Source organism: Actinacidiphila cocklensis (assembly GCF_907177275.1).
Classification (GTDB): Bacteria; Actinomycetota; Actinomycetes; order Streptomycetales; family Streptomycetaceae; genus Actinacidiphila; species Actinacidiphila cocklensis.
Genome location: NZ_CAJSLV010000013.1, coordinates 155,042 through 181,552, shown reverse-complemented (window position 1 = coordinate 181,552; position 26,511 = coordinate 155,042). Strand labels below are relative to the sequence as shown.

The window sequence follows — 26,511 nt, the reverse complement described above, 5'->3', positions numbered from 1 at the left end:
CTTCGTCCGCGCGCCCGAGGCCGGGCGCCTCCCGGGAACGCTACCGGACGGTACCGGCCCCGCCCCGCCCGGGCACGGGCGGGGCGGGGCCGGTACGGCGCGGGCGGGTTACGACCAGCGCTGGTTCGCGCCGCCGTTGCACGTCCACAGCTCGGCCAGGGCGCCGTCGGCGGTGGAGGCGCCGGTGACGTCGAGGCACAGGCCGGACTGGACGCCGGTGATGCTCCCGTCGGAGTTCGCCCGCCACTGCTGGTTGGCGCCGCCGTTGCAGTCCCAGATCTCCACCTTGGTGCCGGGCGCGGTCTGGTTGTCGTACGCGTCGAGGCACTTGGTCCCCCCGTAGACGGTGATGCGGCCGCCGGAGGCGCGGGTCCAGGCCTGGTTCACCCCGCCGTTGCAGCTCCAGATCTCCACCGCGGAGCCGTTGGTGAGCGAGTTGTTGTACGCGTCGAGGCACTTGCCGGCGCCGACCGCCTGGACGGGTGCCGCCGCGGGGAGGGTGGTGGTGCCGCCGGAGACGCGGTACATCACGGTGCCGTGCGCGGGCACCGGGGCGCTGATGGTGCCCGCGGTGGTGGTCTTGGCGCCGCTCCACAGGTCGGTCAGGCCGTAGGACGAGGCGCCGCTCTTGCCGATCGCGGCGGCGCTGGTGGAGATGGTCGCCGTCGATCCCGTCTCGTTGAACAGCAGGACCGAGACGTCCCCGCCGGCCAGCGGTTTGGCCAGCACGTCGAGGCCGTTGGCGGCGGAGACCTGGCTGCCCTGGACGCCCAGCGCGTCCTGGTCGACGGCGATGACGGCCTTGTTCGTGAGGATGGACAGCGTGTCGGCGCCGGCGCCGAGCAGGTTGCTGCCGTCGATGAGGGGGGCGGCCATCTCGGCCCAGAGGCTGAACTCCGAGCGGTCCTCGACCGTGCTCATGCCGTTGCCGGTCTCCAGCATGTCGGGGTCGTTCCAGTGGCCGGGTCCCGCGGCTGCGGCCAGCGCCAGGTTGCTGTGGAAGATCGAGAGCATGCTGCCGTAGGAGGCGTTGATGTCGCCGGTGGTGCGCCACAGGTTGCCCACGCCCGCGCCCCAGTTCTGCACGGTCTCCTCGCCCCAGTCGCACAGGCTGAAGACGATCGGGCGGCCGGTGGCGGCCAGCGCGTCGCGCATCGCGGTGTAGCGGGGCAGGGCCGCGGCGCCGGTGTTGTTGCAGTTGTCGTACTTCAGGTAGTCCACGCCCCAGGATGCGAACGACCGTGCGTCCTGCTGCTCGTGGCCGAGGCTGCCGGGATAGCCGGCACAGGTCGCGGTGCCTGCGTCCTCGTAGATGCCGAGCTTGAGGCCCTTGGAGTGCACGTACGCGGCGGTGCCGGAGATCCCGTCGGGGAATTTGGTGAAGTCCGGCTGGAGGTCGCCCGCGCCGTCCCTGGAGTGCTGGAGCCAGCAGTCGTCGATGTTGACGTAGGTGTAGCCGGCCGCGGCCATCCCGGAGGAGACCATCTTGTCGGCCGTCTGCTTGATCAGCGCTTCCGACGTGTTGCAGCCGTACGCGTTCCAGTCGTTGAAGCCCATCGGCGGGGTCAGCGCCAGGCCGTTGCCGAGCGCGGCCGCGGGGGCGGCCGTCGCCACCGCGGCCAGCGGCACCGCGGGCAGCAGCAGCGCTGCGGCCAGGGCGAGGCCGCCGGCGCCGGACAGCGCGCGGCGGACGGTTCCGGGTGTGCGAAGCCCTCGGATTCTCACGGTGCGTCTCCTGGAGGTGGGGGGTGGAGGTGCAGGCCGCGGCGGTCGCTGGGGACGATTAACCCGTGCGGGTTTCGGTGCGTCAAGATGCGCGGAAAGTTTTTCAAAGTTTCCTTTGTGCGCGGAGATCCCCCCCGACACCGGCCTGAGTCAACATTTCCGGACAGACTCCGACGCCGTCGCGGCCGCTGACCTGCCACGGCAGTCCGGCCGGCGGCTTGTTAGATTGCCGGTGTGAGGGGATCGCGTCCCGGTGCCGAGGTCCGCGCCTGGCGACCGGCCGTGGCGGGGATCAGCGAGGTGCTGCACGCGCGCTTCGACGCGCACGCGTACCCGGTGCACACCCATGACACCTGGGACCTGATGCTGCTGGACGACGGTGTCGTCGACTTCGCCCTCGACCGCACGCGGCACGGCGCGACGGACGCGGGACGGGTGGTGCTGCTGCCGCCGGGGGTGCCGCACGACGGGCGGTCGGTCGGCCGCCTCGGCTTCCGCAAGCGGGTGCTGTACCTGTCGACGGCGGTCCTCCCCGAACGGCTGGCGGGCACCGCGGTGGACGGGCCGATCCTGCTCGACCCGGCGCTGCACGACCGGGTGCACCTGCTGCACGAGGCGCTGCGGCAGCAGGGAGGCGCAGGCGACACCCTGGAGGCCGAATCACGGCTGGCCTTCGTCCGCGAACGGCTGCTGACGCACCTGGACCTGCGCCGGCCGCCCCCTCAGGACCGGGCCGACCACCGGCTGGCGGTTCAGCTGCGGGAGTTGCTGGACTCCCGGGTGCGCACCGGCCTGTCGCTGGACGAGGCGACCCGGGTGCTGCACGCCCATCCCACGCATCTGGTCCGCAGCTTCACCCGGGCCTACGGGCTGCCGCCGCACACCTATCTGACCGGGCGCAGGATCGACCGGGCCAGGGCGCTGCTGCTGGCCGGCGAGCGGCCGGTCGACGTGGCCGGCGCGGTCGGCTTCTACGACCAGGCACATCTGAGCCGGCACTTCACCCGGCACATGGGTGTCCCGCCGGCCCGCTTCGGGCGGCGCGGCGCGTAGGTACGCGGTGGGCGCCGCCCGCAGCGGTGGCCGGGTGCCGGGTGGGGTCAGCCGGTGGCGATGGCCGGGTCGCTGACCCCGGGCCTGCCGTTCTCCACGTGGCCGGCCAGGCGGCGCAGGTAGCCGGGGTCGTGGTCTGCTGTCACGGTGAGGTCGTACCAGCGCTTGCTGCGGCCGAGGTCGACGGTGTGGGTCTCGCGGCGGCCGGCGCGGACGGTGTACGTCGCGTGGTGCCCGTCGTAGGAGTTGCGGACGGTCAGGCGGACGTCGTCGCGGCCGGAGTTGGTGAAGGTCAGCTCGATGCGCCCGGCGGCCGCGTCGTGACGGGCGGTCACCTCGGCTCCCGCGTGGGCCGCGGAGCCCTTGAAGGTGCGCAGGAAGCCGGCCGGGCCGTACGCCGTCAGGTCGTAGCTGCCGCCCTGGTCGGCGGTGTCCCAGCTGCCGGAGAGCTTCTTGCCGGCTTCCGCGGTGTACGTCCACGGGCCGTCGGTGCGGCCGGCGGCCGTGACGTGGAAGCACACGCCGGCGGCGACCCCGCCGCCGAAGGTGAGGGTGACGCGCCTGTTGGACGGTGTCACGGCCGCGTCGACCTGCGGGGCGTAGGGCAGCGGGCGGGTGGGGCGGCTGCCCTTCTCCTGCACCGGCAGCACCTGGTGCGCGGGCGGCACCGGGACGTAGCTGTCGTGCCGGTCGCGGTCCTGCGGCCGGTAGGCGTCGGTGTCGGGCAGCGGTGCGGGCCTGCCGTGCCCGAGCCCGAAGTCGAAGGCGGAGGTCAGGTCGCCGCAGACGGCCCGCCGCCAGGGCGAGATGTTCGGCTCGTGCACCCCGAAGCGGCGCTCCATGAAGCGCACGATCGAGGTGTGGTCGAAGACCTCGGAGCAGACGTAGCCGCCGGTGCTCCAGGGTGAGACCACCGTCATCGGCACCCGCTGGCCGAGGCCGTAGGGGCCGGCCGCGTAGGTGCCGCTGCCCGCGAAGATCTCGCCCTCGGTACTGACGGTGGAGGCGCCGCGGCCCTCGGCGGGCGGGGCGAACGGCGGCACGACGTGGTCGAAGTAGCCGTCGTTCTCGTCGTAGGTGATGAACAGCGCGGTCCTGCTCCACACCTCGGGGTCGGCGGTGAGCGCGTCGAGGACCTGCGAGATGTACCAGGCGCCGTAGTTCGCGGGCCAGTTGGGGTGCTCGGAGAAGGCCTCGGGCGCGGCGATCCAGGAGATCTGCGGCAGCCTGCCCCCGGTGACGTCCGCCCGCAGGACGTCGAAGAAGCCGTCGCCGGCCTTGGCGTCGGTGCCGGTGCGGGCCTTGTCGTACAGCGGGTCGCCGGGCTGCGCGTTGCGGTAGTTGTCGAAGTACAGCAGCGAATTGTCGCCGTAGTTGCCCCGGTAGGCGTCCGGGATCCAGCCCCAGGAGTTGGCGGCGTCCAGGCCGTCGCCGACGTCCTGGTAGATCTTCCAGGAGACCCCGGCCTTCTCCAGCCGCTCGGGGTAGGTGGTCCAGGAGTAGCCCAGCTCGGAGTTGTCCAGCACGGGGCCCGCGCCCCTGCCGTCGTTGCCCGTCCAACCCGACCACATGTAGTAGCGGTTGGGGTCGGTGCCGCCGATGAAGGAGCAGTGGTAGGCGTCGCAGATGGTGAAGGCGTCGGCCAGGGCGTAGTGGAACGGGATGTCGTCGCGGGTCAGATACGCCATCGTGCCCGCGGACTTGGCCGGGATCCAGCGGTCGTACCGGCCGTCGTTGAAGGCGGCGTGGCTGCCGGTCCACTCGTGGTTGAGGCCCTCGATGAACTGCAGTCCCAGGTCGTCGGCGTCCGGGCGGTAGGGCAGCACGTCCTTGCCGCTGCCGTCCGGCTGGTACCAGACCGGCTTGCCGTTCGCCAGCCGCACCGGGCGGGGGTCGCCGAAGCCGCGCACTCCGCGCAGCGAGCCGAAGTAGTGGTCGAAGGACCGGTTCTCCTGCATCAGGACGACGATGTGGTCGACGTCCTTGATGGTCCCGGTGCGGCGTCCGGCCGGGATGGCGGCGGCGCGCTGGATGCTGCTGGACAGGGCGGTGAAGCCCGCGGTGGCGCCGGCGATCTGCAGGAAGCGCCGCCGGGTGGGTTCTGCCATGGCTCGTGGTACCTCTTCGCAGGGTGGAGTGTGCGGGGTGGTGCCAAGCGCAGCGACCGCAGGCGACCTGGCCGTGTCGCCCGGGTGAAAGCCCGCGGTACGCGTCGCGAACAGCCGAGTCCGGAGGCCGGGAAGCGGAACGCGCGGCCCTGCGGGTGCGCGGGGAGGCCGGGATCGCCGGTCACGCGGTCTTCCGACGCGGTCCGGAAAGGCGGCGTTCAACTGGCCGTCGCCGGGGGGCGCGAGTCTTCACGCATTCGCAGCCCATGCACCAAGGAGCAACGATGGTCGCACAGATGGACGCACAGGACCCGTCGGCGGACCGCCTCAGCCGGCGCACCGCGGTCGGCCTGCTGGGGACCGCGGGAGTCGGCGCGGTCGCCGTACCGCTGCTGGGCGCGGGCACCGCCGCCGCCGCACCGGCCGGCGCCCCCGCCTTCCACCCCACTCCCGACACCGGCGGTGCCTCCCCGGTGCAGGGCCTGCATCTGACCTTCGGCCGGGACCCGTCCACCCAGATGGTGGTCTCCTGGCTGACCGACGCCCCGGTCAAGCGGCCGCGGGTGCTGTACGGCACGCTGGAGGCCGGCCTGGGCTCCGGCGCGCCGGCGCGGACCCGGGTGTACACCGACGGCAAGTCGGGCCGGAAGGTCTACGTCCACCACGCGCCGATCGGCGGGCTGCGCCCGGGCACCGACTACTACTACCTGGTCTCGCACGACGGTGCCACGCCGGACAGCGGCACCTTCCGCACCGCGCCGCGCGGCCGCCAGCCGCTGACCTTCACCAGCTTCGGCGACCAGTCGGCGCCCCAGGTGACGTGGGCGAGCGACGGCACGGCGGCCTTCGACGCGAACTCCACCCCGGCGACCAAGGACATCGTCACCGGCATCGAGCAGGTCGCGCCGCTCTTCCACCTGCTCAACGGCGACCTGTGCTACGCCAACCTGGACGTGGACCGGGTGCGCACCTGGAACAACTTCTTCACCAACAACACCCGTTCGGCGCGCTTCCGGCCATGGATGCCCGCCGCGGGCAACCACGAGATCGAGTCGGGCAACGGGCCGATCGGCCTGGGCGCGTACCAGACGTACTTCGACCTGCCCTCGACCGAGACCGACGACGAGCTCGCGGGCCTGTGGTACGCCTTCACCGCGGGTTCCGTGCGGGTGATCGTGCTGCAGAACGACGACATCGCGCTCCAGGACGGCGGTGACGTCTACGTCAACGGCTACTCCGGCGGACGCCAGCTGGCCTTCCTCGAACGGGAGTTGAAGGCGGCCCGGCGCGACACCGGCATCGACTGGATCGTCGTGGCGATGCACCAGGTGATGATCAGCTCCTCCGACGCCAACGGCGCCGACCTGGGGCTGCGCGCGGCGTACGGCCCGCTGTTCGACCGCTACCAGGTGGACCTGGTGGTCTGCGGCCACGAGCACAACTACGAGCGCTCCCTCGCGGTGCGCGGGGTGGTCGGCGGCAGCGAGACGCTGACCCCCAACCCGGCCTCGACCAGGACAGACGACATCGACACCGGTCTCGGCACCGTCCACATGGTGCTGGGCGGCGGAGGTGTCTCGGGCACCACCAACCAGGCCTTCTTCAAGGACGGCACCGCGAAGGTCATCACGGCGGTCGCCGCCACCCGCCCCGAGGGCGGCAAGCGGGCCGCGACCTACGTCAAGGAGGAGGCGGTGTGGACCGGCGTGCGCGACATCGAGCACCCCTACGGCTTCGCCGCCTTCACGGTGGATCCGGGACGCTTCCCCGGTGACACCACCCGGCTGCACGTCACCTACTACAACGTGAACAAGCCGCACGGCGAGCTGTCGGTCTTCGAGCGCTTCACGCTGCACCGCAAGCGGAGCGACGGGCACCGCTGACCGGCAGACGCCAGGCACCACCGGAGAAGGACGGCCCGCGGGAATTCCTCCCGCGGGCCTTCTTCTCTGCTTGTGTATACCGAGTATGATACCGGGTATACACAAGGGGACGGGGAGGTCGATCCGATGAGTGTGCGCCACGCTTTGCTCGCGCTGCTGAGCGAAGGACCCAAGTACGGCTTGCAGTTGCGCCAGGAGTTCGAAGCGCGGACCGGAGAGGTCTGGCCGCTGAATGTCGGTCAGGTCTATTCGACGATGCAGCGCCTGGAGCGGGACGGGCTGGTGGAGTCCGACCAGGACGAGCCGGCGGACGCCGGTCCGCAGAAGAGCTATCGCATCACCCCGGCCGGTGGCGCCGAACTGGCGACCTGGCTGATAACCCCGCCGACTCCCGACGCGCCGCCGCGCGACGAACTGCTGATCAAGGTGCTGGTCGCACTGCGGCTGCCCGGGGTCGACCTGCCCGCGATCCTGCAGTCGCACCGCAGGGCCACCATCGAGCGGATGCAGCAGTACACCCGCCTCAAGGAGCACGCGCTCGACGACCTGTCGCTGCTGCTGGTCGCCGACGCGCAGCTGTACCGCCTGGAATCCGTGGTCCGCTGGCTGGACGCGGCGCAGGCCCGGCTCCGGCACCACGCTCCCGGCCCGCAGGCCGCCGCGTCGGCCGTACCGCGGACGGCGCCCGGGGCGGCCGCGCCGGCAGCGCCCGCTCCCGCACCGGGCGGCACGGGAGGCGTCCGGTGACCGCGCCGCTCGAACTGCGCGGGGTGTCCAAGACCTACGGCGAGGGTCCCGCCGCCGTCCAGGCCCTGGTCGAGGCGAACTTGAGCGTCGCCGCCGGCGAGATGGTCGCCGTGATGGGGCCGAGCGGGTCCGGCAAGTCGACCCTGCTGACCATCGCGGGCAGCCTGGAGGAACCGACCAGCGGCGAGGTGTACATCGAGGGCACTCCCCTGTCGGGGCTGAGCCGCGACGACCGGGCCAGGCTGCGCCGCCGCCACATCGGCTACGTCTTCCAGGACTTCAACCTGCTCGCCGGGCTCACCGCGGTCGAGAACATCACGATGCCGCTGGAGCTGGACGGGGTCAGAAGCCGGCAGGCCCGCCGCGCCGGGCTTGCCGCGCTGGAGGAACTGGGGCTCGCCGACCGCGCCGGCAGCTTCCCCGACGAGCTGTCCGGCGGGCAGCGGCAGCGGGTCGCGCTGGCCAGGGCGCTGGTCGGCGAGCGCCGGCTGCTGCTCGCCGACGAGCCGACCGGAGCGCTGGACTCGCACAGCGGCGAGGGTGTGATGCGGCTGATCAGGTCCGCCTGCCACAGCGGCGCGGCCGCCGTGATGGTCACCCACGACGCTCAACTGGCCTCGTGGGCCGACCGGGTGGTCTTCGTGCGGGACGGCGCGATCGTCGACTCCACCAGCCCGCTCGCCGGACCCGAGTCGCTGCTGACCCCCGGCGGCCCGCAGCCCGGCGAGGAGGCCCGCTGATGACCGCAGCCCAACCGCAGGTGCGCCCGTCGGCGGACCGGCAGCCGTACGGTTCGGGGAGCGGCGGGATGCCCGCCGCACTCGCCGTGCTGCGCTGGTCCTGGCGGCTGCTGCGCCGCGAATGGCGCCGCCAGGCGCTGCTGACCGCGCTGATCGCCACCGCGGTGGGCGCCGCCGTGTGCGGGCTCGCAGCGGTGCACGCCTATGTGCAGACGCCGGCCGGCACCTTCGGCTCCGCCTCCCAGCGGCTGCATCTGGACGGCGGTGCCGGCGGCGCGGCGCTGCCCGCCGCGGTCGCGGAGGCCCGGGCGAAGCTGGCGCCGGCGGATGTCACCGCGCACCGCCTGGTCCCGGTGCCCGGCGCGCTGGACGGCCTGGACATCCGCGCCGAGGACCCGCGCGGGCCGTTCGCCGCGGGGCGGCTGCGGCTGCTGTCCGGGCGCTATCCGTCCGGCAGCGGCGAGGTCGCGCTCACGCCCTCGGCGGCCGACCTCTTCCACACCCGCACCGGCGCCCCCGTCGTCCTCGGCGGGCAGCGGCTGACCGTCACCGGCACGGTGCAGAACCCCGGGCTGCTCGGCGACACCTTCGCGCTGGCCGCTCCCGCGGCCGGGAGCGCCGCGGGCAGCACGGTCGCCGGGCGCCCCGCGACCTCCGCCGACGTCCTCACCGACGCGCCGTCGAGCGCGGTCGACGCGCTGCGCAGGTCGTCGTCCGGCGGCGCACCTGTCATGGTCGAGCAGCGCGGCGACTTCGGCCGGGCGGCGGCCGACGCCTTCATCGTGGCGCTGGCGACGGTCGGGCTGCTGCTGGTCTCGCTGGTCGCCGCCGCGGGATTCGCCGCCGTCGCCCAGCGCAGGCTTCGGCAGATCGGGATGCTCGGCACGATCGGCGCCACCGACCGCCAGTTGCGCCTGGTGCTGCTCGGGCACGGAGCGCTGACCGGCGCCGTCGCGACGGCGGGTGGCGCGATCCTGGGCGGCGCGGTGTGGATGCCGCTGGCCCCGTGGCTGGAGTCGGCCGCCGGGCACCGCATCGACCGCCTTGCCCTGCCGTGGCCGATGCTCACGCTGCTGCTGGTCTTCGGGGTGCTCACCCCGACCGCCGCCGCGTGGTGGCCGGCCCGGGCGATGGCGCGTGTCCCCACCGCGCAGGCGCTGTCCGCCCGCCCGCCCCGGCCGCTGCCCGCACGGCAGTCGGTGTGGGCCGCCGCGGCACTGCTCGCGGCCGGCGCGGGCGCGCTGATCCCCGCGCACCGCGCCAACGGGCTGCTGGTCGTGGCCGGCATCGTGGCCGTGGTGCTCGGCATGCTGCTGCTCAGCGCGCCCGTGGTGCGGCTGATGGCCGCGGCGGCCCGCCGCACGCCCTTCACCACCCGGCTGGCGCTGCGTGACCTGGGCAGGCACCAGGCCAGGTCGGGCGCCGCGCTGGCCGCGATCACCCTGGCGATCGGCCTGCCGGTGGCGATCAGCGTGCTGGCCGCGGCCAGTCAGCACACCGCGGACACCGGGAATCTGTCGGACCGCCAGACGATGATCCGCGCGGGAACGCGGGACCCGGTCATCCCCCTGCTCTCCGACGCCGCCAGGCGTGCCCAGCAGTCGGCTGTCGGCCGCTGGGCGGCATCCGTCGGGGGGACGGCGACGCCGCTGGAGATGGCGTACGACCCCGCCGTCCCGCACACCAGCACGCGCAGCGGGCTCGACGGCCAGCCGGTGGTCGAGACGGGCCGCAGGACCGGTGCGAACGTCTGGTCCAGCATCCCGCTCTACGTCGCCACCCCGGCCGCGGTGCGCGAGTTCGGCCTCGGCGCGGCCATCAAGGCGGCGCCCGACGCCCAGATCCTCTCCTCACTGCCGGGTTCACCGGAGCTGACCGTACTCGGCGCCACGGGCCGCGACCGGCCGGGCGACGCCCCGCCGTCAGCCCACGTACCGGGCAGCAGCACGTACACCTCGGTGCCGCACGCCTTCCTCACCCCGGCCGCGGCCCGGGCGCGCGGCCTGCGCACCATCCCAGCGGGCTGGCTGGTCACCGCCGGTCACGAGCTGACCGGCCAGGACCGTGCCGCCGCCCGCGACATGGCCGCCGCCGGCGGCATGTCGGCGGAGTTCCGCGACCGGCAGGGCGGGCTGCGCACGGTGCGGCTGGTGTCGGTCGCCGCGGGGGCCGCGCTGGCGCTCGGGGTGCTGGCCATGACCGTCGGCACGCTGCGGGCGGAGTCCACCGACGACCTGCGCACCCTCACCGCGACCGGCGCCACCTCGGGCAACCGGCGTGCGCTCACCGCCGCGACGGCCGGCTCCCTGGCGCTGGCCGGTACGGTGCTCGGTACGCTCGGCGCCTATCTGGTCCTGCTCAGCGCCTACAGCGACGACCTGTCGCCACTGGCCCATGTCCCGGTCGTGCCACTGCTCATGGCCTTCCCCGGCATACCGGTGCTGGCCGCGGCCGTCGGCTGGCTGTCGGCAGGCCGTGAACCGCCGGGGCTCGCGCGGCGGCTGCTGGAGTGAGCGGCAGTGGCGGCGGCCGACACGGCGGAACCACCCGCTGTGTCGGCCGCCGCCATGCGCCACCCCGCCCGGTGGCACATAGGCTGCTGGAGCCGCACGGACGGCGTGCGGCCTGCAGGGCTGGGCTGACGCGGGGCGGAGCGGCATGAGGGAATACAGGGACGTCGGCGTCGAGGTGCCGGGCGGCACGCTTGCGGTACGCCGCTGGCCGGGGACGCCGGGCGCCGGCACCGTCCTCGCGGTGCACGGCATCACGGGCAACGGCCTGTCCTGGGCCGGGGTCGCGGAGGCCCTGGACGGCGTCGAGGTGCTGGCCCCCGACCTGCGCGGGCGCGGGCGCAGCGGCGACGTCAAGGGCGAGAGCAGCATGGCGGTGCACGCCGACGACCTGCTGGCGGTGCTGGACCACTTCGGGGTCGGGCGCGCGGTGCTCGCCGGGCACTCCATGGGCGGCTTCGTCGGCTGCGTCGCCGCGCACCGCGACCCGGGGCGCTACCGGCACCTGGTGCTGGTCGACGGCGGCCTGGGCTTCCCCGTGCCGGCCGACATGGACATCGACCAGGTGCTGCACGCGGTGATCGGCCCTGCGATGGCCAAGCTCGACATGGAGTTCGCCGACCGCGCCGCCTACCACGCCTTCTGGGCCGGGCATCCGGCGTTCGCCGAACTCGGCGGCGAGGCGGTGCGGGCGTATCTGGACCGCGACCTCGTCGGCGAGGAGCCGCACCTGCGGTCCGCGTGCCGGGCGGCGGCGATCCGCCAGGACGCCGAGGACGAGCTGCGCAACCCCGAGGTGTTCGCCGCGATCCACCGGCTGCGCGTCCCCGCCGAGTTGCTCTGGGCCGAACGCGGGCTGCGCGACGAGCCCGTCGGCCTGTACCCGCCGGAGGTCGTCGAGGCTGCCGCGCTCACCACGGTGTCCACCCGCTTCGTCCCCGGCGTGAACCACTACTCGATCCTGCTCGGAACCGCCGGTGCGGCCACCGTGGCGGAGCGCGTGCGCGCGGCCCTCGTCGCAGGCGCCTGAAGCGTACGGCAGCGGATCGGTCCACCGTCAGGGCCTGCCCCCCGGGGCAGGCCCTGACGGGCTTTCCGGCGGGGTGTGCCGCCATGGTCCCCGCCGACATGGCGGTGCCCTGGGCTACGTGGTCCGGCCACATGTCCCGCGGGAGCACGCGCTCCTACGGTGTGCGCAACCATCCACCGTTCCGGGAGCCGGTCACCATGCGTCGCAGCAGCACATCGAGCACGTACACAAGCAGATCGGTCCCCGCAGTTGCGCTGCTGGCCGCCACCGTCCTGCTGGCGGGGCTGGCGGGGTGCAGCAAGGCGGGGACCGCCGGCAGCTCGTCGGACGGCGACGGCGGCAAGGGCGGCAGCGCGGCCGTCGACGTCGGCCTGGTCTACTCGCGCAGCGGCCCGCTGGCCGCGTACGGCAAGCAGTACCTCGAAGGCTTCAACGCCGGCCTGGCGTACGCCACCCACGGCACCGGCAAGGCGGCGGGACACGAGATCCACGTCACCGAGCAGGACGACGCGGGTGACCCGGCCAAGGCCGTCGCCGCGGCCAAGACGCTGATCGGCAAGGGCACGAAGATCATCGCGGGCACCACGGACTCCGGGGTCGCGCTGCAACTGGCGCCGCTGGCCGCGCAGAACCGGGTGCTGTACGTCTCGGGACCCGCCGCGACCGACGGGCTCACCGGCGTGAACGCGTACACCTTCCGCTCCGGTCGGCAGTCGTACCAGGACATCCTCACCGCCGGTTCGCTGCTCGGCGACTCCAAGGGCAGGAAGGTCGTGGTGCTGACCCAGAACTCGGCCTTCGGCCAGGCCAATGTGGCCGCGGTCAAGACGGTGCTGGGCGACGGGCAGGGAGCGAAGGTCGACTCGGTGCTCGCGCCGCCGAGCGCGGGCGACCTGACGCCGTTCGCGCAGCAGGTCAAGTCGAAGAAGCCGGACCTGGTGTTCGTGGCGTGGGCCGGTGCGAGCGCCCCGGCGCTGTGGACCGCGCTGGACCAGCAGGGCGTGGTCGGCTCGACCAAGGTGGTGACCGGGCTGGCCGGCACCGCCTCCTACCCGCTGTTCGGCGCGGCCGGCGCCAAGGTGTCCTTCCTGGCGCACTACTTCCCCGGTGCGGGCAACAACCCGGTGGAGAAGGCGATGCTGGACGGCATCGCCAAGGCCGGCGGTACTCCCGACCTGTTCAGCCCGGACGGATTCACCGCGGCCCAGATGATCGTGCACGCGGTGGAGTCCGGCAGCGCCACCGACCCGACGGCGATGGCGAAGGCCCTGGAGGGCTGGTCGTTCCAGGGTCCCAAGGGCGACGAGCAGATCCGCGCGGTGGACCACGCGCTGCTGCAGCCGATGTTCACGGCGAAGCTGACCGGGACCGGCGCGGCCCCGAAGCCCGAGCTGATCAGCCGGCTGCCGAAGGACGCGGTCACCCCGCCGTCGAAGCAGATGGCAGGCTGATCCGTGGCACCCGTACTCCAACTGCGCGACCTGGGCTGGTCGGTGGGCGGCGCGACCATCGTGGACGAGGTGTCCTTCGACGTGCGCCAGGGCGAGTTCCTGGCCTTCATCGGTCCCAACGGGGCAGGTAAGACCTCGCTGTTCAACCTGATCAGCGGGCTCGTGCCGGCCACCCGGGGCTCGATCGGGCTGGACGGCGCGGACGTGACGGCCGAGAGCGTGCCCGCCAGGGCGCGGCGCGGGCTCGGCCGGACGTTCCAGACCTCCAGCCTGTGGCCGGCGATGACGGTCGCCGGTCACGTGCGGCTGGCGGCGCAGGCGGCGGCCGGCGGCTCGTACCGGATCTGGCGGCGCGCGTCGGACCACCGGGAGCGGGTCGGGCGGGTGCTGGAGCGCACCGGTCTGACGCACCGGGCCGAGGTGCCGTCCGCGGAGCTGTCGCACGGTGAGAAACGCAAGTTGGAGCTCGCGGTGCTGCTGGTCGGCGAGCCGCGGCTGATGCTGCTCGACGAGCCGATGGCCGGGGTGAGCGCCGAGGAGGTGCCCGCGCTGACCGAGTTGATCCGCTCGCTGCACCGCGACGAGGGCAGGACCGTGCTGATGGTGGAGCACCACATGGACGTGCTGCTGGGCCTGGCCGACCGGTTGGCGGTGATGCACCACGGCACCCTGCTCGCGCTGGACACGCCGCAGGCGGTCACCGCCGACCCGGTGGTGCAGCAGGCGTATCTCGGGGAGGCGCTGTGAGCACCGGACCCCTGCTCGCGGTCCGGGACCTGGCGGTCGTCATCGGCGGCCGGCACATCCTGCACGGGGTGGACCTGGACGTCGCGCCGTCCGGTGTCACCGCGCTGCTCGGCCGCAACGGGGCGGGCAAGACCACGACGGTGCGCGGGGTGCTCGGCCTGGTGCCGCGCACCGGCAGCGTGCGCTTCCTCGGCGAGGAGACGGTGCGGCTGCCGACCCATGCGCTGGTGCGCCGCGGCATCGGCTACGCGCCGGAGGACCGCGGGGTCTTCGCCGCCCTCACCGTCGCGGAGAACCTGCGGCTGGCGGAGCGGCCGGGCGCGGGCGAGCCCGCGTACGGCCTGGTGCACGAACTGTTTCCCGAACTCAAGGCCCGCGCGAAGCAGTTGGCGGGCACCCTGTCCGGCGGCCAGCAGCAGATGGTGGCGATCGGCCGCACCCTGCTGAACGGCAACCGGCTGATCATCGCCGACGAGCCGACCAAGGGCCTGGCGCCCAAGGTGGTCACCGAGGTCGCGCAGGTGCTGGAGCGGGCCGCGCAGGCCGCGCCGGTGCTGCTGGTCGAGCAGAACCTGGCGATGGTGCGCAGGCTCGCCGAGCACTGCGTGGTCCTCGCCGACGGCCGCACCGCGCACCGCGGCCCCGCCGCCGGCCTGCTCGCCGACCCCGAGGCCACCCGGCGGCTGCTGGGCGTCGGCCGCCGCGGCACCGCCCGTCCCGAGGAGCACCTCATGGCACCGCACGACAACCAGGCAGCCCGGCCCGCGGGCCCGGCCGCGGACAACGGGAAGGCGGGGGCGTGATGTCGACCGTCGTGCTGCTCGCCGTCACCGGACTGGGCCTGGGCGCACTGTACTTCCTGGTGGCGTCCGGGCTCTCGCTGATCTTCGGGCTGATGGACGTCCTCAACTTCGCGCACGGGGCGCTGCTCTCGGTGGGCGCGTACGCCACCTGGTGGGCCGCGGACGGGCATCTGCCGGGCGCGGGCTCCGGCGGCCCCGGCTTCGTGCTCGCGGTCTGCTTCGGCACCGCCGTCGGCACGGTGGCCGCCATGGTCCTCGAACTGGCCCTGATCCGCCCGCTGTACGACCGCCCGCGCGAGCAGGTGCTCGCCACCGTGGGCGTCGGGCTCGCCGTCCCGGCGCTGCTGTCGGCGATCTGGGGACCCGACGCGCGGCCCTTCCCCGGGCCGGCCGCGCTGTCCGGCACCTTCGGGCTGCTGGGGGCGCACATCCCGGTGAACCGGCTGGTGCTGATCGGCGCCGCCGCCGCGGTGCTGGTGGCGCTGCGGCTCTTCCTCGGCGGCACCCGGCACGGCCTGGTGGTACGCGCCGGGGTGGAGGACCGGGCGATGGTCACCGCGCTGGGCATCGACGTACGCCGGGCCTTCACGCTGGTCTTCGCGATCGGCGGGGCCGCGGCCGCCCTCGGCGGGGCGCTGGGCGGGCTGTACTACGGCTCGGTCGACCCGGGCCAGGGCACCTCGCTGCTGATCTTCGCCTTCGTGGTGGTGGTCATGGGCGGCATGGGCTCGGTGGCCGGTGCCGCGCTGGCCGCCGTCGGGGTGGGCCTGGTCCAGCAGTTCGCCAACTACTACACCGCGTCGGGCCTCGGCGACCTCGCCGTCGTCGTGCTGCTCGCCGCCCTGCTGCTGCTCAAGCCGCGCGGCATCACCGGGAGGCTCGCATGACCACCGCCACGCCCGCCCGCGAGGCGGCCACCGCAGGCGATGTGGCCGCGCCGGCCGGGACGTTGCGCCGCTACGGCCGGTGGTGGCCCGCCGTGGCGCTCGTCGCGCTGTTCGCCGCACCCTACAGCTCGCTGCCGCTGCCCGGGCTGCTCGACGGCCCGATCGGCAGCGCGGGCAGCCTGCAACTGCTGGCCCTGTGCCTGGTGTTCGGTGCGCTCGCCACCGGATACGACCTGCTGCTCGGTCGTACCGGCCTGCTGTCGTTCGGGCATGCGCTGTACTTCGCGGCGGGCAGCTACGCGACCGAACTGATCATGGTGGAGGCAGGGTTGCCCTTCGCGGTGTCCGCGGTGCTCGGCCTGTGCTGCGGTGTCGCGCTGGCCGCGGCGCTCGGCTCGGTGGCGCTGCGGGTCGGCGGCATCGCCTTCTCCATGGTCACCCTGGCCTTCGCGCAGGCCGGCTCGATCCTGGTGGAGCGCGATCCCGGCGGTGTCACCGGCGGCGAGGAGGGCCGGGCCATCCCGGCCGACAAGCTGCCGTCCTCGCTGGCCGGCATCGGCAACACCGCCAACCTCTACTGGATCGCCCTGGCCTACCTGGTGCTGACCCTGGCGGTCGTGCACTGGGCGGTCCGCTCCCCCACCGGCAGGGTCTGGGAGGGCATCAAGGAGAACGAGCGCCGGGTGGAGGTGCTGGGCCTGCGCCCGTACGGCTTCAAGCTGGTCGCCTTCGTGCTGGCCGGGGCGCTGGCCGCGGTCGGCGGGATCGTCCACCTGCTGCTGACCGGCGGTGCGACCCCGCAGACCACGACGTCGGACTTCACCCTGTCGCTGCTGGTGATGGTGGTGCTCGGCGGGTCGGGCTCGCGCTGGGGGCCGCTGGTCGGCGGTGTGCTCTACACCTGGGCCGACCACCGCCTCGGCGACCTGGCGGGCTCCGAGACGGTGTCGGGCCTGCCGTCCTTCCTGCGGGTGCCGCTGTCCCAGCCGCTGTTCCTGCTGGGCGCCCTGTTCGTCGTCATGGTCGTCGCGCTGCCGGGCGGGCTGACCCGCCTGCCCGCCCGGCTGCGCCCCGTGCTGACCGCCGGTCAGCGCAGGGTGGCGGCCAGGGAGCGGCCGTAGAGCCGGGCGGTGTCCGCCACCACGGTGGTGCCGGCGGGACCGTGCCCGATCCGCAGCCCGGGGTCCGCGGCCACCGGCTGCAGGCGGCGGCCGCCCAGGTGGACGGTCACCGTGGAGCGTTCGGTGGTCGGGTCGGCGAGCGCCAGTGACACCGTGCCGTCGCGGGCCTCGCGGAGCAGTACCGACGCGGGGCCCTCGACGGTGAGGCGGCCGGCCCGGTGGGAGCCCGCGGTGAAGGTGTTGGCGGCCAGCAGCCCGATGCCGCGGTGGCTCACGGCCTGCACGTCGGCGCTGTTGGCGAGGACGGTGAGCGGGCCGCGGGCGTATCCGCGCAGCGCGCTCTCGGTCGCGCCGGGGACGATGGCGTAGGCCAGTGCGGTGTGCGGGGCGCCCGGCTCCTGGTGGAAGGCCAGGGTGAAGACCTGCTTGGTGACGGGGGTGTCGGGGTTGGTCAGCCGGACCGCGCGGCGGCTGCGGGTGACGGTGTCGAGGGCGACGGTGGGCCGCACCTGGTGCGGGTCGAGCAGCACGTAGCCGACGGCGGTGCCCTGCGCGGGGTCGGCGTAGCGCAGCCAGGCCAGCGGGGCGGTGCCGGTGCCGGACCAGGGGGCGCCGCCGCGCACTTCGCCGGTGAGGTCCACCGGGTCGGCGGCGCCGGCGATCCTGGCGTCCGCGGTGGTGATGACCGCGCGCCCGGCGGAGTCGCCGACGCCTGCGGCGAGTACCACGACCTCGTCGTCCAGCATGAACCACGACCTGGTGGCGTCGGCGCCGCGGTAGGCGACGAAGTCGGCGGGGAGCTGCCCCGCCTGCTTCGCCGCCCAGGCCGCGTCGGGGGCCAGCACCATCGCGGCGGCGCCGTAGCTGCCCAGGACCGCGCCGCCGGACAAGGTGTTGGTGCCGAGCGGGAAGTAGACGTAGGTGTTCTGCGACTCCGAGGACGAGGTGAACCCGGCGGCGGGGTTGTCGTACCACTGGGTGCCGTACAGCTCGGGGACGGTCAGCCGGGTCTCGGCGGGGGCGGTGACGCCGGCCAGCCGGTCGGGCGGCACGGTGGTGAAGTAGTCGACGCCGAAGGCCTGCGTCTGGTCCTGCCCGGCGAGGTAGAGGTAGTGGGCGCCGGCGCCCTCGAACCAGGGCGTCAGGTTCTCGCCGCTCATGTACTCGTAGCCGCTGATCCGGGTGGAGCTGCGGGCCAGCGCGAAGGTCCAGCCGGGGCGGCGGTGGACGCTGCGGTCCATGGCGGGGTAGGCGCTGTGCTGCGCCTCGGGGTTGATGTCGCGGGCCGGGACGGCGGGGTCGGCGAGCAGGTCGGCGTAGCGGGCCACGCTGACCGGTGAGACGAAGCCGGCCGGGTCGGGCGCGGCCCTGGTCACCTGCCGCAGGTGCTTGGCGTAGCCGGCCAGCGCGGTGGCGGCCTCGCCGGTGGCGTAGCCGGACAGGTCGACGACAGCCTCGATCACGACGGCCACGTCGGCGTATCCGGTACCGGTCCTGGACACCGCGCGGCCCTTGACGACCTCCGACATCCAGCCCTCGACGATCAGCGGCGCGAAGCTGTCGGCGACCCAGCCGGTGACGACGCCGGCCAGGCCGCCGTCGGCGGGGGCGTAGCCGGTGCCGTCGAGGATCTTGACGGTCTGCACCACCCGGGTGAGCAGCCCGGTGCCGTACGAGCCGGTGTAGGCGACCGAGGAGTGCTGCAGGAAGGACCCGTCGGCGTAGAAGCCGTCGGTGACGCCGTGCTGCGGGGCGTAGGGGTCGACGGTGGCGTAGACGGTCAGCTGGTCGGCGACGGCCTTGGTGATGCGGGCGGTGTCGCCGAGCGCGGCGCCCTGCAGGATGCGGTTGGTGGTGATGTCGGCGAGGTTGGCGCCGGTGTGGAAGCGCGAGTCGAGGTCGACGTCGCCGTCCTTGCCGTTGCGCAGGTAGCCGTCCATCGCGGCGACGTAGGTGGCGGTGAGGTCGGGCGCGGCCTGGTCGAGCACGTCGGCGAGCAGCACCAGGATGCGGCCGGCGTAGGTGGAGATGCCGATCTCCCAGGTGAACCAGTTGCCGTAGTAGCCGGTGGCCTGGTCGCCGTAGTAGCCGTCGTAGAGCCAGGTCAGGCCGTCGATGACGCGCTGCTGCACGGCGGCGTCGCCCAGCAGCGCGGAGCCGGGCGCCCGGGTGGCGAGCGCGATCTCGTACAGGTACTGGAAGGAGGTGGACAGGTGCGGGTCGCTGGTGCCCAGGCCCACGCCGTGGAACAGCTCGCCGGCGCCCGCGGCGTCCATGGCGGCGAGCCGTGCGGTGGCGGTGGACTGGATGGCGGCGAGTTTGGCCGCGACCTCGGGGCGGGCGTTGGACTCGGGGGTGCCGCAGAATATCGCGGTGACGTTGCCGAGCAGGGTGGCCCGGTCGGTGGCGGCGGACGGTACGGTGCGGCCCTCGGCGGCGGTGGCGCGCGTCCGGCCCGCGAGGGCCAGCAGGGTGCCGGCCGGGGCGATCGACAGCAGGGCACGACGGGATATCTGCACGGCGGACGCTCCAAGCGGTCGGCGGACAGCGGGCGGCGCCGCACCCGGCGCCCCCCGCATTCAAGCAACCACGGCCCCACCTGTCACCGCCCATGACACGCGCCCCGCCGACCCCGGGGACCGTCGCGCTAAGGCACCACGATCACCGGCCACCTCCCGGTCCTGACCAGCCGCACGCCCGGTGAGCCGAACAGCCGGCGGCGCAGGCCGCGGGAGGCGCCGATGACCACGGTGTCCGCCCGCAGCCCGTCGGCGGTCTCGGCGAGCCCGCTCACCACGTCGGCGGCGCGCAGGATGTGGAACTCCCAGCGCGGGGACGGCAGTCCGAGGGTGCCGGCCAGCCCGACCGCCAGCCGGTGCTCCAGATGACGGGCGACCGCCAGGTCGTCGGCGGCGAGCATCCAGTTCAGGCCGGCCAGCATCGCGGTCGGGTGCGCCGGCAGCACGTGGACCACCACCAGCAGCGCGTCCTGCCTGCGGGCGAGCCCGACGGCGTAGGCGGCGGCCCGCCATGCGGAGTCGGAGTCGTCCAGGCCGACCACGACGGTACGGCCGCCGCCCCGCGGGGCGGCGGCCCGATCGAAGTCCACGGCCTTGCCGTGTCCGGCTGCTACGCCGCCGGCCCGCCGGCGGCGCCGCTGTCCGTGGCGCCTCCCCCGGTCCGTCCCGCGGTGCGGCCGGCCTCCGGCTGCGGCGCCTCGTCCGGGTCGGCGAAGGCCGCAGCGGTGGTCCGCAGCGGCACCTCCTTGAGCAGCGTGGACAGCAGCAGCGCGACCACCAGGACACCCGCGCCGACCAGGAAGGCGACGTTGATGGCGCCCGTGAAGCCGACCTTGAAGGGGTGGCCGAGGGCCGGGTCGACGTGGCTGAGGAAGGACGTGTCGTTCAGGCTGCCGGAACCGCCCGAGGTGAGCAGCTTCAGCTGGCCGGGGTGGGCGGCCGCGGCCTTGTCGAAGGCGGCGGTGCCGCGCGCGTCGGCGTAGGCCGAGCCGATCCGGCCGCCGACCACCGAGTAGACGATGGACAGGAAGACGGCGACGCCCAGCGTGCCGCCCATCTGGCGGAAGAAGGTGGTCGAGGAGGTGGCCACCCCGATGTCCCGCGGCGGCACCGCGTTCTGCATGGCCAGCACGATCGTCTGGAAGTTCAGCCCGAGCCCGGCGCCGACCACGAACATCGCGGCGTCGACGTACAGCAGGCTGCTGTCGGCGTCCATCTGCCAGAACATCAGCATGCCGCCGACCAGCAGCACGCAGCCGATGATCGGGAAGACCTTGTAGCGGCCGGTGCGCGAGGTGATCAGGCCGGACGCCATGGACAGCACCATGATGCCGAGCACCAGGGGCAGCGTCAGCAGGCCCGCCCTGGTGGGCGAGTTGCCCTTGACCAGCTGGAGGTAGAGCGGGATCAGGGTGATGCCGCCGAACATCCCGATGCCGATGATCGCGGACTGGGCGGAGCCCAGCGCGAAGACGCCGTTGCGGAACAGCCGCAGCGGCAGCAGCGCCTCCTCGCCGGCCCTGCGCTCGGCGAGCAGGAAGCAGACGATGCCGACCGCGCCGACGACGTAGCAGGTCAGCGCGGTGCCGCTGCCCCAGCCCCACTCTCGGCCCTGCTCGGCGACGATCAGCAGCGGCACCAGCGCGACGACCAGCGCGACCGCGCCCAGCGAGTCGACCCGGTGGGCGCGGCGGTCCTGCTTGACGTGCAGCACCTTGGCCACCACGATCAGCGCGACGATGCCGATCGGCACGTTGACCAGGAAGATCCACCGCCAGCCGTCGATGCCGAGCAGCGAGTCCTGCCCGGCGAGCGCCCCGCCGATGACCGGGCCGAGCACGCTGGAGGTGCCGAAGACGGCCATGAAGTAGCCCTGGTACTTGGCGCGTTCGCGGGGCGGGATGATGTCGCCGATGATCGCGAAGGCCAGCGAGAACAGGCCGCCGGCGCCTATGCCCTGGAAGGCGCGGAAGCCGGCCAGCATGTACATCGAGGTCGAGAGCATGCACAGCGCGGACCCGATGACGAAGACCGAGATCGCGAAGAGGAAGAACGGCTTGCGGCCGTACTGGTCGGAGAGCTTGCCGTACAGCGGGGTGGCGATGGTCGAGGTGATCAGGAAGGCGGTGGTCACCCAGGCCTGCGCGGTCAGGCCGTTGAGGCTCTCGCCGATCTTGTAGATGGCGGTGGAGACCACCGTCTGGTCCAGCGCGGCCAGGAACATCCCCAGCAGCAGACCGGACAGGATGATCATGATCTGCCGGTGGGTGTAGCCCGTCGGGGGTGCGGCGGTGCCGGCCTGCGCGGCGTCTGCTTGGGCGCTCATGGGGACTCTTTCTCCGTAACCTTGCTTGCCCTGGGCAACGATACTGCCGGTTGCCGGAAAGCACAGGCCGGGGCTGCGTCAATACCGGGCCAGGGGCCGGGAACTGCGCATCATGCCCGTTATGATCACCCTGACCTATTCCGCCGCATTCGTCACGTTCTTCTCCGTGATCGGCCCGCCCAAGGTGCTGCTCGCCTTCGCGGGGCTCGCGCAGCACCACCCGAGGAAGGACCTGCGCACCATCGCCCTGCTGTCGTCGGCCGGCGCGGTGGTCATCGGGGTGGCGGCCGGCTTCACCTCGCCGTGGCTGCTCGAACTGTTCCACATCTCGACGCCCGCACTGGCGCTGGCGGGCGGGATCATCTTCTTCCTCTACGCGGTCGGCCTGGTGCTCGGCCTGCACATCGGCTCCGACTCGCGCGGCCAGGACGGCCCCGATCTCACCAGCGGGCTGCGGGAGTTGCTGATGCCCTACGTGGTCAGCCCGCTGGCCATGACGGCGGTGCTCATCGAGGCCTCGGAACGCAACGACTGGAGCTGGCGCAGCACCGTCGTGGCCGCCTTCATCTCGGTCATCGCGGTGGACCTGGCCTGCGTCCTGCTGCTCAGCGGACTGCTGCAGAAGGCGCACACCGCGATCGTGGAGCTGGTGGCCCGGCTGATCGGGCTGCTGCTGGCCGCGGTCGGCGTGGACCTGGTGCTCGACGGGCTGTTCGACCTGGGCGTCACGACGCTGTCGACCCGCAAGTAGCGCTTGCCAGGCGGCCGTTGTCCGGATGCAGCGGGCATCCTAGGGCAACTGCCCGCATGTACCGCAGGAAAATGCCAGAAGTCCCCGAAACGGATTGCACGGAGCGTAACTTGCTCGTCACCGCCCGAACGGGCGGCCGCGCGACGGCGTGGACCGAGGGGAGCCGTGTGTCCGGGATCGACGAGTGCCTGCTGCGGGCGATGACGCTGCCCGGGGCACGCGGTGCCGCCCTGGTGGAGTGGGTCAGCGGGCTGGCCCTCGGCGTCATCGGCGAGGCGGCGGGCGGCGACCACGAGGCGGTGGCGGCCGAGACCGCCGCCTACGCCCGGGCGACCGCCGAGCACCCGGTCTTCACCGCGGACCAGCACGGCCCCGGCCCCGCGGCCGAGGAGGCGGTGGTGGTCACCGGCACCGGATACCACCTGCTGCGGTTCGTCGAAGCGCCCTACGAGGGCGGGGTGTTCCTCTACCTGTGGCTGGACCGGCCGCAGGCGAACCTCGCGCTCGCGCTGCGGGGCTTACGCGAACTGGCCGAGGGGCTGGTGCTGGTATGAACCCGGCCGCCCACTCCCCCATGCTGTCCCGGCTCGCGGAGCAGCGCGCCACCGGCGTGCTGCTCCGGGACACCGGCGCGCTCTACCTGGCCGAGGGCGAGGTGGTGCACGCCGAGAGCCCGGCCGCTCCCGGCATCGAGGTGCTGCTGACGGCCGGCGGGCGGCTCTCGCCCGAGACCTGGCAGGAGGCGGTGGCCGCAGCGGGCGCCGAGTGCGCGACCGGCCGCTGGCTGATCGAGCACCGCACGCTGGCGGCGGGCGAGTTGGAGATCAGCCGGCTCGGCGCGCTGTACGACGCGGCCTACTTCGTCCTGTCGCCGGCCGCGGGCGGCCCGAGCCGCTTCCGGCACGGGGTACGCCACTGGTTCGGCTCGCTGGGCGGCGTCCCGGTCGCGGCGGTGGAGGGCGAGACCCTGCGGCGCCGGCTGCTGCTGGAGTCGCTGTGGCCGCACCCGCGGCTGGACGCCGCGCCGGTGACGGTGGCGCGGTCCGCGCTGCGCCCCGCCGCGCGGCCGTTCCTGCCGCGCCGCCAGGCCGCCGTCCTCGGCCTCGCGGACGGTGTGCGCACCCCGTCGGCGATCGCCGCGCTGCTGGGCCGGCCGGCCTTCCACGCGCTGGTCGACGTACGCCGGCTGGCCGCGCTCGGGCTGGTCGAGACGCCGCGCGGCAGCACGCGGGCGCCGGCCAGGGCGCCGGCCTGGTTCCAGAACATCGGCGACGACCCGGACGCGGCGCTGCTGCGCCGGCTGCGGGTCGCGCTGGAGCGGTTGTGAGGCGGGCGTTGCAGCGGCACGCGCTGCGTGCCGAGCGGAGGAGGTCGATGGTGCACGAAGCCGCTATACGTACCGAGTTGGAAGGGCTGCGGGCGCGGTTGCCGGAGGTGACCGGGGCGATCGCGGCCACCACCGACGGCCTGCTGCTGGCCGCCGACGCCCCGGGAGTGCAGGCCGAGGGCTTCGCGGCGCTGACCGCCGCCGCGCTGGGCGTGGGCCTGCGGCTCGCCGACAGCGCGGGCCAGCAGTCGATGCGCGAGCTGCTGGTCCGCTGCGACTCCGGCTGCGTCGTGCTGCACGCGGCAGGGCGGGACGCGGTGCTCGCGGTGCTCGCAGGGCCGCGCGCCAACGTCGGCCGGCTGCACCTGGAGGCCCGCCGCAGCGGTGCCCGGCTGGCCGAGCTGCTCGGCGCCGCTCCCGCGGCGCCGGAGGGCGGCGGTGCGCGATGACCGACCAGCCGCCCAGGCCGCGGGCCGGCCGCGCAAGGAGCCGCGCGCAGGACCCCGCGAAGGAACCGACCTCATCACCATCCCCCCGCACCCACCGGAACACACCGTCGAAGGGAAGCACGAAGATCATGGCCAACACCGAAACCGCGCTCAAGGACGCGATGACCTCCATCGAGGGCGTCATCGGCGTGGCGCTCGTCGACTACACCAGCGGCATGGCGCTGGGCACCCTCGGCGGCGGCAAGGACCTCGACCTGTCCGTCGCCGCCGCCGGCAACACCGACGTCGTCCGCGCCAAGGCCCGCACGATGGAGCTGCTCGGGCTCAAGGACGAGATCGAGGACATCCTGATCACCCTGGGCGGGCAGTACCACCTGATCCGGCTGCTCCGCGGCCGCGGCAAGTCCGGCCTCTTCCTCTACCTGGCGCTCGACCGCGGCCGGGCGAACCTGGCGATGGCCCGCCACCAGCTCAAGTCCATCGAGAACGACCTGGAGGTCTGACCCGCGGGGCGGGCCGGAGGTCCGGCCCGCCCGCCGCCGTTGGGCGCTTCGGGTGATCTCTGCCCCGGCGCGGCCGCGGACGGGAGCCGTCCGTGGTGTGCTGGGTCGTGAAGGACCGCCGGCGAGCCGGCCGGGCAGGCCGAGCAGAGGGTGCCGACGTGGACAGCCAGGCGGAGCCGCAGGACCGATCGGGGAATTCCGGGCTGCACTGCCTGGTCACCGGGGCGACCGGCTACATCGGCGGCCGCCTCGTACCGGAACTGCTCGACGCCGGGCACCGGGTGCGCTGCCTGGCCCGCACCCCGGTCAAGCTGCGCGACCACCCCTGGGTGGGCCGGACCGAGGTGGTCGCAGGCGACGTGACGGACGAGGCGTCGGTACGCGACGCGCTGCGCGGCATCGACGTCGCCTACTACCTGGTGCACGCGCTGGGCACCGGCAGCGACTTCGAGCAGACCGACCGGATGGCGGCCCGGGTCTTCGGCGAGCAGGCACGGGCGGCGGGGGTGCGGCGGATCGTCTACCTCGGCGGCCTGACCCCGCACGGGGTGCCCGCGCGGGACCTGTCGCCGCACCTGCGCTCGCGCGCCGAGGTGGGCCGCATCCTGCTGGAGTCGGGGGTGCCGGCCACGGTGCTGCGGGCCGCGGTCATCATCGGTTCGGGCTCCGCGTCCTTCGAGATGCTGCGGTATCTCACCGAACGGCTGCCGGCGATGGTCACACCGCGCTGGGTGGCGACCCGGATGCAGCCGATCGCGGTACGGGACGTGCTGCGCTACCTGGTCGGCAGCGCCACCATGCCGGACGACGTCAGCCGCACCTTCGACATCGGCGGCCCGGACGTGATCACCTACCGGGAGCTGATGCAGCGTTACGCGGCGGTGGCCGGGCTGCCGCGGCGGATCATCGTGCCCGTGCCCGTCCTGACCCCGCGGCTGTCCAGCCACTGGATCGGGCTGGTCACCCCGGTGCCGGCGGCGGTCGCCAAACCGCTGGCCGAATCGTTGCGGCACGAGGTCGTCTGCGCCGAGCACGACATCGCGGGCCTGGTGCCCGACCCGCCGGGCACGCCCATCGGGGTGAACAAGGCGCTGTCGCTGGCGCTGCGCCGGGTGCAGGACGCCCAGGTCAGCACCCGCTGGTCGTCGGCCGCGGTGCCCGGCGCCCCCAGCGACCCGCTTCCCACCGACCCGGACTGGGCGGGCGGCAGCCTCTACACCGACCGCCGGCAGACCGTGGTCGAGGCGAGCCCGGCCGAGCTGTGGCGGGTGGTCGAGGGCATCGGAGGCGAGAACGGCTGGTACTCCTTCCCGCTGGCCTGGACGGTGCGCGGGCTGCTCGACCGGCTGGCCGGCGGAGTCGGGCTGCGCAGGGGCCGCCGTGACGCGACGCGGCTGCGGGTCGGCGACTCGCTGGACTTCTGGCGGGTCGAGGAGATCGAGCCCGGCCGGCTGCTGCGGCTGCGCGCGGAGATGCGGCTGCCGGGCCTGGCGTGGCTGGAGATGTCGGTGGACCGCGACCCCGGCGGCCGCACCCGCTACCGCCAGCGCGCGCTCTTCCACCCCCGCGGCCTGCTCGGCCACGCCTACTGGTGGGCCGTCTCCCCCTTCCACGCCGCCGTCTTCGGCGGCATGACCCGCAACATCGCCCGCGCGGCGGCCCGTACGGCGAACGGCCGGGACCTCCACGGGGCCGTTCGCTGACGGCTCCCCCGCCGGGACGCGGCACCTCCTCCTCCGGACGGCCGAGCCGCGGCGCTCTCCGGTTGCGGGCGCCACGGCACCGCCATTGACTCGTCGTGACACCCGGTGGACGGCGAGAGGAGAGGCGT

General features: G+C 73.8%; 22 protein-coding genes. 17 read left to right on the top strand and 5 right to left on the bottom strand.

The features are described 5' to 3' along the window. Positions 1 to 108 precede the first annotated feature (108 nt). The gene (locus NFU81_RS03580; protein ID WP_422665139.1) at positions 109 to 1,719 is read right to left on the bottom strand and encodes a glycoside hydrolase family 27 protein; all 1,611 of its coding nucleotides are present in this window, start codon (positions 1,717 to 1,719) and stop codon (positions 109 to 111) included. 240 nt (positions 1,720 to 1,959) lie between these two features. Between NFU81_RS03580 and NFU81_RS03575 the strand changes: the two genes are divergently transcribed. Next, positions 1,960 to 2,778, top strand: a complete 819-nt coding sequence (locus NFU81_RS03575) for a helix-turn-helix transcriptional regulator (protein ID WP_251484875.1) — start codon at positions 1,960 to 1,962, stop codon at positions 2,776 to 2,778. A gap of 47 nt (positions 2,779 to 2,825) precedes the next feature. Here the strand turns inward: NFU81_RS03575 and NFU81_RS03570 are convergent, their stop codons facing one another. Further along, positions 2,826 to 4,886: a phosphocholine-specific phospholipase C gene (locus tag NFU81_RS03570; protein ID WP_251484873.1), complete on the bottom strand. Its 2,061-nt coding sequence runs from the start codon at positions 4,884 to 4,886 to the stop codon at positions 2,826 to 2,828. Between the two features lie 284 nt (positions 4,887 to 5,170). Between NFU81_RS03570 and NFU81_RS03565 the strand changes: the two genes are divergently transcribed. The 10 genes from NFU81_RS03565 to NFU81_RS03520 all read left to right on the top strand — a co-directional run bounded on the left by NFU81_RS03565 (position 5,171) and on the right by NFU81_RS03520 (position 16,805). Next, positions 5,171 to 6,769 (top strand): purple acid phosphatase family protein, encoded by a 1,599-nt coding sequence (locus NFU81_RS03565; protein ID WP_251484871.1) that lies wholly within the window; start codon positions 5,171 to 5,173, stop codon positions 6,767 to 6,769. A gap of 126 nt (positions 6,770 to 6,895) precedes the next feature. Continuing rightward, complete coding sequence (locus NFU81_RS03560; protein ID WP_251484869.1) at positions 6,896 to 7,516, top strand: PadR family transcriptional regulator; 621 nt, start codon at positions 6,896 to 6,898, stop codon at positions 7,514 to 7,516. Beyond that, the gene (locus NFU81_RS03555) at positions 7,513 to 8,256 is read left to right on the top strand and encodes an ABC transporter ATP-binding protein (RefSeq protein ID WP_251484867.1); all 744 of its coding nucleotides are present in this window, start codon (positions 7,513 to 7,515) and stop codon (positions 8,254 to 8,256) included. The genes NFU81_RS03560 and NFU81_RS03555 overlap by 4 nt, the downstream gene beginning before the upstream one ends. Further along, the gene (locus NFU81_RS03550; RefSeq protein WP_251484865.1) at positions 8,256 to 10,769 is read left to right on the top strand and encodes an FtsX-like permease family protein; all 2,514 of its coding nucleotides are present in this window, start codon (positions 8,256 to 8,258) and stop codon (positions 10,767 to 10,769) included. Before NFU81_RS03555 ends, NFU81_RS03550 begins: the two co-directional genes overlap by 1 nt. 145 nt (positions 10,770 to 10,914) lie before the next feature. Further along, the gene (locus NFU81_RS03545) at positions 10,915 to 11,796 is read left to right on the top strand and encodes an alpha/beta fold hydrolase (RefSeq protein ID WP_251484863.1); all 882 of its coding nucleotides are present in this window, start codon (positions 10,915 to 10,917) and stop codon (positions 11,794 to 11,796) included. A gap of 197 nt (positions 11,797 to 11,993) precedes the next feature. Next, entirely contained in the window at positions 11,994 to 13,247 is a 1,254-nt protein-coding gene (locus NFU81_RS03540) for a substrate-binding domain-containing protein (protein WP_251484861.1), read from the top strand. 3 nt (positions 13,248 to 13,250) lie between these two features. Continuing rightward, on the top strand, positions 13,251 to 13,994 hold the full coding sequence (locus NFU81_RS03535; RefSeq protein WP_251484858.1) for an ABC transporter ATP-binding protein: 744 nt from the start codon (positions 13,251 to 13,253) through the stop codon (positions 13,992 to 13,994). Continuing rightward, positions 13,991 to 14,797, top strand: a complete 807-nt coding sequence (locus NFU81_RS03530; RefSeq protein ID WP_251484855.1) for an ABC transporter ATP-binding protein — start codon at positions 13,991 to 13,993, stop codon at positions 14,795 to 14,797. Before NFU81_RS03535 ends, NFU81_RS03530 begins: the two co-directional genes overlap by 4 nt. Further along, positions 14,797 to 15,684: a branched-chain amino acid ABC transporter permease gene (locus NFU81_RS03525; RefSeq protein WP_251484851.1), complete on the top strand. Its 888-nt coding sequence runs from the start codon at positions 14,797 to 14,799 to the stop codon at positions 15,682 to 15,684. The genes NFU81_RS03530 and NFU81_RS03525 overlap by 1 nt, the downstream gene beginning before the upstream one ends. After that, positions 15,681 to 16,805 carry a branched-chain amino acid ABC transporter permease gene (locus NFU81_RS03520; protein ID WP_251484850.1) on the top strand — a complete coding sequence of 375 codons (1,125 nt, stop codon included), beginning with the start codon at positions 15,681 to 15,683 and terminating at the stop codon, positions 16,803 to 16,805. Before NFU81_RS03525 ends, NFU81_RS03520 begins: the two co-directional genes overlap by 4 nt. Here NFU81_RS03520 and NFU81_RS03515 read toward each other — a convergent pair. The 3 genes from NFU81_RS03515 to NFU81_RS03505 all read right to left on the bottom strand — a co-directional run bounded on the left by NFU81_RS03515 (position 16,772) and on the right by NFU81_RS03505 (position 21,650). Beyond that, positions 16,772 to 19,324, bottom strand: coding sequence for a polysaccharide lyase family 8 super-sandwich domain-containing protein (locus tag NFU81_RS03515; RefSeq protein ID WP_251484847.1), 2,553 nt, complete (start codon positions 19,322 to 19,324; stop codon positions 16,772 to 16,774). The genes NFU81_RS03520 and NFU81_RS03515 overlap by 34 nt on opposite strands. A 128-nt stretch (positions 19,325 to 19,452) precedes the next feature. Next, positions 19,453 to 19,914: a universal stress protein gene (locus tag NFU81_RS03510; protein ID WP_251484844.1), complete on the bottom strand. Its 462-nt coding sequence runs from the start codon at positions 19,912 to 19,914 to the stop codon at positions 19,453 to 19,455. Between the two features lie 20 nt (positions 19,915 to 19,934). Next, positions 19,935 to 21,650, bottom strand: a complete 1,716-nt coding sequence (locus NFU81_RS03505) for an MDR family MFS transporter (RefSeq protein ID WP_251484842.1) — start codon at positions 21,648 to 21,650, stop codon at positions 19,935 to 19,937. A gap of 121 nt (positions 21,651 to 21,771) precedes the next feature. Here NFU81_RS03505 and NFU81_RS03500 point away from each other — a divergent pair, with 121 nt between their 5' ends. The 6 genes from NFU81_RS03500 to NFU81_RS03475 all read left to right on the top strand — a co-directional run bounded on the left by NFU81_RS03500 (position 21,772) and on the right by NFU81_RS03475 (position 26,383). Then, on the top strand, positions 21,772 to 22,401 hold the full coding sequence (locus NFU81_RS03500; RefSeq protein ID WP_251484841.1) for a MarC family protein: 630 nt from the start codon (positions 21,772 to 21,774) through the stop codon (positions 22,399 to 22,401). 200 nt (positions 22,402 to 22,601) lie between these two features. Further along, the gene (locus NFU81_RS03495) at positions 22,602 to 22,955 is read left to right on the top strand and encodes a hypothetical protein (RefSeq protein ID WP_422665138.1); all 354 of its coding nucleotides are present in this window, start codon (positions 22,602 to 22,604) and stop codon (positions 22,953 to 22,955) included. Continuing rightward, the gene (locus NFU81_RS03490; RefSeq protein ID WP_251484837.1) at positions 22,952 to 23,728 is read left to right on the top strand and encodes a transcriptional regulator; all 777 of its coding nucleotides are present in this window, start codon (positions 22,952 to 22,954) and stop codon (positions 23,726 to 23,728) included. The genes NFU81_RS03495 and NFU81_RS03490 overlap by 4 nt, the downstream gene beginning before the upstream one ends. A 47-nt stretch (positions 23,729 to 23,775) precedes the next feature. After that, positions 23,776 to 24,177: a roadblock/LC7 domain-containing protein gene (locus NFU81_RS03485; RefSeq protein ID WP_251484836.1), complete on the top strand. Its 402-nt coding sequence runs from the start codon at positions 23,776 to 23,778 to the stop codon at positions 24,175 to 24,177. A gap of 128 nt (positions 24,178 to 24,305) precedes the next feature. Beyond that, positions 24,306 to 24,680: a hypothetical protein gene (locus tag NFU81_RS03480; RefSeq protein ID WP_251484835.1), complete on the top strand. Its 375-nt coding sequence runs from the start codon at positions 24,306 to 24,308 to the stop codon at positions 24,678 to 24,680. A 158-nt stretch (positions 24,681 to 24,838) separates the two neighbouring features. Next, the gene (locus NFU81_RS03475; RefSeq protein WP_251484833.1) at positions 24,839 to 26,383 is read left to right on the top strand and encodes an SDR family oxidoreductase; all 1,545 of its coding nucleotides are present in this window, start codon (positions 24,839 to 24,841) and stop codon (positions 26,381 to 26,383) included. Positions 26,384 to 26,511: the final 128 nt, after the last annotated feature.

Bases quoted from the DNA above. Each gene is read 5' to 3' on its own strand.
- NFU81_RS03570 (WP_251484873.1), bottom strand. From the start codon at position 4,886: ATGGCAGAACCCACCCGGCGGCGCTTCCTGCAGATCGCCGGCGCCACC.
- NFU81_RS03565 (WP_251484871.1), top strand. From the start codon at position 5,171: ATGGTCGCACAGATGGACGCACAGGACCCGTCGGCGGACCGCCTCAGC.
- NFU81_RS03560 (WP_251484869.1), top strand. From the start codon at position 6,896: ATGAGTGTGCGCCACGCTTTGCTCGCGCTGCTGAGCGAAGGACCCAAG.
- NFU81_RS03550 (WP_251484865.1), top strand. From the start codon at position 8,256: ATGACCGCAGCCCAACCGCAGGTGCGCCCGTCGGCGGACCGGCAGCCG.
- NFU81_RS03545 (WP_251484863.1), top strand. From the start codon at position 10,915: ATGAGGGAATACAGGGACGTCGGCGTCGAGGTGCCGGGCGGCACGCTT.
- NFU81_RS03540 (WP_251484861.1), top strand. From the start codon at position 11,994: ATGCGTCGCAGCAGCACATCGAGCACGTACACAAGCAGATCGGTCCCC.
- NFU81_RS03525 (WP_251484851.1), top strand. From the start codon at position 14,797: ATGTCGACCGTCGTGCTGCTCGCCGTCACCGGACTGGGCCTGGGCGCA.
- NFU81_RS03520 (WP_251484850.1), top strand. From the start codon at position 15,681: ATGACCACCGCCACGCCCGCCCGCGAGGCGGCCACCGCAGGCGATGTG.
- NFU81_RS03505 (WP_251484842.1), bottom strand. From the start codon at position 21,650: ATGAGCGCCCAAGCAGACGCCGCGCAGGCCGGCACCGCCGCACCCCCG.
- NFU81_RS03500 (WP_251484841.1), top strand. From the start codon at position 21,772: ATGATCACCCTGACCTATTCCGCCGCATTCGTCACGTTCTTCTCCGTG.
- NFU81_RS03495 (WP_422665138.1), top strand. From the start codon at position 22,602: ATGACGCTGCCCGGGGCACGCGGTGCCGCCCTGGTGGAGTGGGTCAGC.
- NFU81_RS03490 (WP_251484837.1), top strand. From the start codon at position 22,952: ATGAACCCGGCCGCCCACTCCCCCATGCTGTCCCGGCTCGCGGAGCAG.
- NFU81_RS03485 (WP_251484836.1), top strand. From the start codon at position 23,776: ATGGTGCACGAAGCCGCTATACGTACCGAGTTGGAAGGGCTGCGGGCG.
- NFU81_RS03480 (WP_251484835.1), top strand. From the start codon at position 24,306: ATGGCCAACACCGAAACCGCGCTCAAGGACGCGATGACCTCCATCGAG.